General features: G+C 60.5%; 6 protein-coding genes. All 6 read right to left on the bottom strand.

Annotated features, from left to right (window positions below; translation table 11 throughout):
- Window positions 1-180 (bottom strand): hypothetical protein (locus VGG64_02730; GenBank protein ID HEY1598487.1); only part of this gene is annotated, 180 nt, incomplete at its 3' end.
- A gap of 151 nt (window positions 181-331) precedes the next feature.
- Window positions 332-727, bottom strand: a complete 396-nt coding sequence (locus VGG64_02735) for a DUF3168 domain-containing protein (protein ID HEY1598488.1) — start codon at window positions 725-727, stop codon at window positions 332-334.
- Window positions 728-802: 75 nt separating this feature from the next.
- The gene (locus VGG64_02740; GenBank protein HEY1598489.1) at window positions 803-1,453 is read right to left on the bottom strand and encodes a head-tail adaptor protein; all 651 of its coding nucleotides are present in this window, start codon (window positions 1,451-1,453) and stop codon (window positions 803-805) included.
- A gap of 126 nt (window positions 1,454-1,579) precedes the next feature.
- Window positions 1,580-1,795 (bottom strand): hypothetical protein, encoded by a 216-nt coding sequence (locus VGG64_02745; GenBank protein ID HEY1598490.1) that lies wholly within the window; start codon window positions 1,793-1,795, stop codon window positions 1,580-1,582.
- 57 nt (window positions 1,796-1,852) lie between these two features.
- Entirely contained in the window at window positions 1,853-2,161 is a 309-nt protein-coding gene (locus VGG64_02750; GenBank protein HEY1598491.1) for a hypothetical protein, read from the bottom strand.
- 62 nt (window positions 2,162-2,223) lie between these two features.
- On the bottom strand, window positions 2,224-2,840 hold a 617-nt coding region (locus VGG64_02755; GenBank protein HEY1598492.1), incomplete at its 5' end, for a hypothetical protein.

The following is a 2,840-nucleotide window of genomic DNA, read 5'->3' on the forward strand; positions in this document are numbered from 1 at the left end:
CGTAGCGGCAATGGTGCGCAGGTCGTGCCACACCATGTTGGCCTGGCCATTTCCCGCGCCATCGGCTAACTGGGCGTCGAACTCCAAGCGCGAAGCATCGGCGATCGTCGTCAGACCCAACGTGTCTTGAAACAACCACACCAGGGAAGAGCTGATCTGTGTGGACAGAGTCTCGGCCATATTCGTTACCTCGGATTAATCGCCTGCGTCCTGAACGGAAACAAGGCGGCGGCACGTCGCTTGATCGCAACTCGTTTCGGTGGAACGACGACATTGCCGTGCGCAGCCTAAAAGGGGACATTGCCGCGAGCGGCCGCCTGCCATATGCCTGTTACGGCCCGTGTGAATGGATCACGACGTAGTCGGATTCCAAACGCCACGAGCCATCGTCAGCCTGAGTTTCAGTTTCCAGCGAGCGCTGCATGTTCAACACGTCTCCGGTCGATAGCGCGAACTCGGCCCGTTCGAATCGTTGGCCGATAGCTTGCGCGATCTGCTTGGCCTGATCCAAGTCCGCCGCCCAAATGGCAAATCGCATGATCGCGCGCTGGATCGACGTCCCGCTGCTGGTCCGCGCAACCACCTGATTCTCTCGCCGCGACAGGACGACGTAGGGTAACGATGTTTCTCCGCGTGCGGCGCCCGTCGTCAGCCGTTCGACCGGCAGAACAGACGCCAGCAGGATGTCCGTAGCCCACCGCTGGTGAATCGCTTGCTCCAGGCTCATGGGGTCCTACTGCGTCTCATGTTCGTTTCACAAGGTTGGCAAGCGGCCACGCGGACTCACCAATGCAATTTCGCGTCAGGCCAGCGCACCCGACGTTTGCGCGACCAAGATCGTGAACAGGGCGTCGATGCGCTCCGAACGTTGAAAGCCCAAGACTCGATAGATGTCGGCGCCGGCGACGACGCGGTACGTGTGATCGACGAAAACCTCGTTGGCCACAAAGACGTTGTGCGTGACGCGCGTCAGGCGACGGTCATACTCGATGTTGATCTCGGCCTGCTGCGGTTGTATCCGGGCGGCGAGGTTGATCTGCACGTCTTGCCATGTGGGCACCTGAGCGCCGCTGGCGTCTTTCGTCCAGCTCGCCTGTTGCAACGTAATCCGCTGATTGAGTCCGCCCACGATGGCCAGGTTGCGGCTGCGACATTGCCAACGGGCATTGAGCGTGCTTTGCTCAATGGTCAAAACAATGTATCGCCTGCCGGTTCCGTCGGTGATCACCGATCCTACTTCCGGCAGGCTTGCCAACTGTTCCGCCGGCAAATGCCACGTCACATCTTGCGCCGTGTAGAGGCCGTCGCTCGGCTCGGCTTCATGCTGTTCGACATGGCGTCGCAGTGCGCCAGGTACTACGCCACGGGGCAGGCCCGCAGGCGACTGCAGAGTAACCGCCTCCAGCCCATCGCAGCAGCTCAGGTCGCCAAGCGGATTAAACGAAATGGGCATTGCCTGTCAGTCCTAGGTCATAGCAAACGTATCAGTTCGTTCCGACGACAATACTCGATCGTCAGCGGCGCGCAATTGTCGGATAAGCAATGGGGCGATTACCCCCACGCGCGACTGCCGCGCCTCTCAAGTGAATCCGCGCGACTGCGTCTCGAATGGCTCGTCGCGCCCGATTTGCTCGTCACACCAGGTAACGGTTTGGCGGAGCTGCGCCATATAGTCGGCCCACAACACTTGCTGGCCGTCGATGCTGTAAGACGGCTTGGGTGCGGCGGTCAACTCGGCGATGAGCGCCAGGGTTTGCGTCTTGATCGCCTGCAGCTGGTCAACATCGGTCGACATACGGGGCACCGTTCTCTGGATGAGTCCATCTGGTCGAAGCCATCGCCGGCGCAGAAATCAAATCGCAAACCAGAACACTTTCTGGCCGGCGACCGTCGAACGCACAAAGACCTTCTGCGCGTCGTTGACCGGCACGAACAACGCCTCGCCGGCGGCGAGCGGAAAGCCGTCGGTCTGATCGGCGGTATCGGCCGTCAGATCGCTATTGCCCAGGTAAACAGTGGCCGTGTTGCTGTCAGCCGCGCGCACTTGCACGCCCTTGGCCGCCAACACCGAGGTTTCGGTCAGCGACACGGCCGTAGTGCCAATGGCACTTGTGCGGCCGTGGTTGAACGAGTTGACCGTTTCGTCGCCAATGCGGGTCATGGAACTCTCGCCGTAAGGGAGTGTGCGTTGTGCAAAAGACAAAACTGCCGCGCCGGCGGCGACTACCCTGTCGATTTCACCACGTAGCGCGGATTGATCACGGCCGCGGCACCCCGTTCGCTGGCTTTGAATCGCACCAGGATGTCGCTATTGAAATCCGCCTCGCTGTTTTGTGGCGATTGGGCGACCGTGATCGGCCAATTCTCCATGTAGGCAAAGGCCCGGCTGAAGTCACCGATAAACCACCACTTCTTGGCATCGTCTGCCGCGACGCCGGAAGCCATGATGCGCCGATACGCCAGGCGGCTGTCGACAACCTGGTAAGCCGAGAGCGGATTCTCTGCGATCGTCATCGTCGGCGCGCTCGTGGGCAGATAGCGAATCTCGGCCGCATTGAAGATGCGCTGGGCCGCGTGGCGATAGGCGGGCATCACCAACACCGTATTGGGCGTGACCAAGACGGGTTCGTCCGTGTTGGGGTCGAGGATGTCGGCAAATAGTTGCTCGGTGGCGTCAACGTCGGTCCAATCGATCAATTCGTTGGCAGTGGTCGCGTTTATCCAGGGCGTCGCGGATTGGTAGGTGTTGTAGTTCGTGCCGCGCCATCGGTAATTGTTGGTCGCGCCGATTACCAGGTCGATCAACCGCTTCTCTTTGTTCAGGCCGAGAATCTCGCCCA

It is taken from the genome of Pirellulales bacterium (genome assembly GCA_036490175.1).
Lineage (GTDB): Bacteria > Planctomycetota > Planctomycetia > Pirellulales > JACPPG01 > JACPPG01.

What these genes read in the sequence shown, in the direction of transcription:
- VGG64_02735 (HEY1598488.1), bottom strand. Translation starts at nt 727, where the DNA reads ATGAGCCTGGAGCAAGCGATTCACCAGCGGTGGGCTACGGACATCCTG.
- VGG64_02740 (HEY1598489.1), bottom strand. Translation starts at nt 1,453, where the DNA reads ATGCCCATTTCGTTTAATCCGCTTGGCGACCTGAGCTGCTGCGATGGG.
- VGG64_02745 (HEY1598490.1), bottom strand. Translation starts at nt 1,795, where the DNA reads ATGTCGACCGATGTTGACCAGCTGCAGGCGATCAAGACGCAAACCCTG.
- VGG64_02750 (HEY1598491.1), bottom strand. Translation starts at nt 2,161, where the DNA reads ATGACCCGCATTGGCGACGAAACGGTCAACTCGTTCAACCACGGCCGC.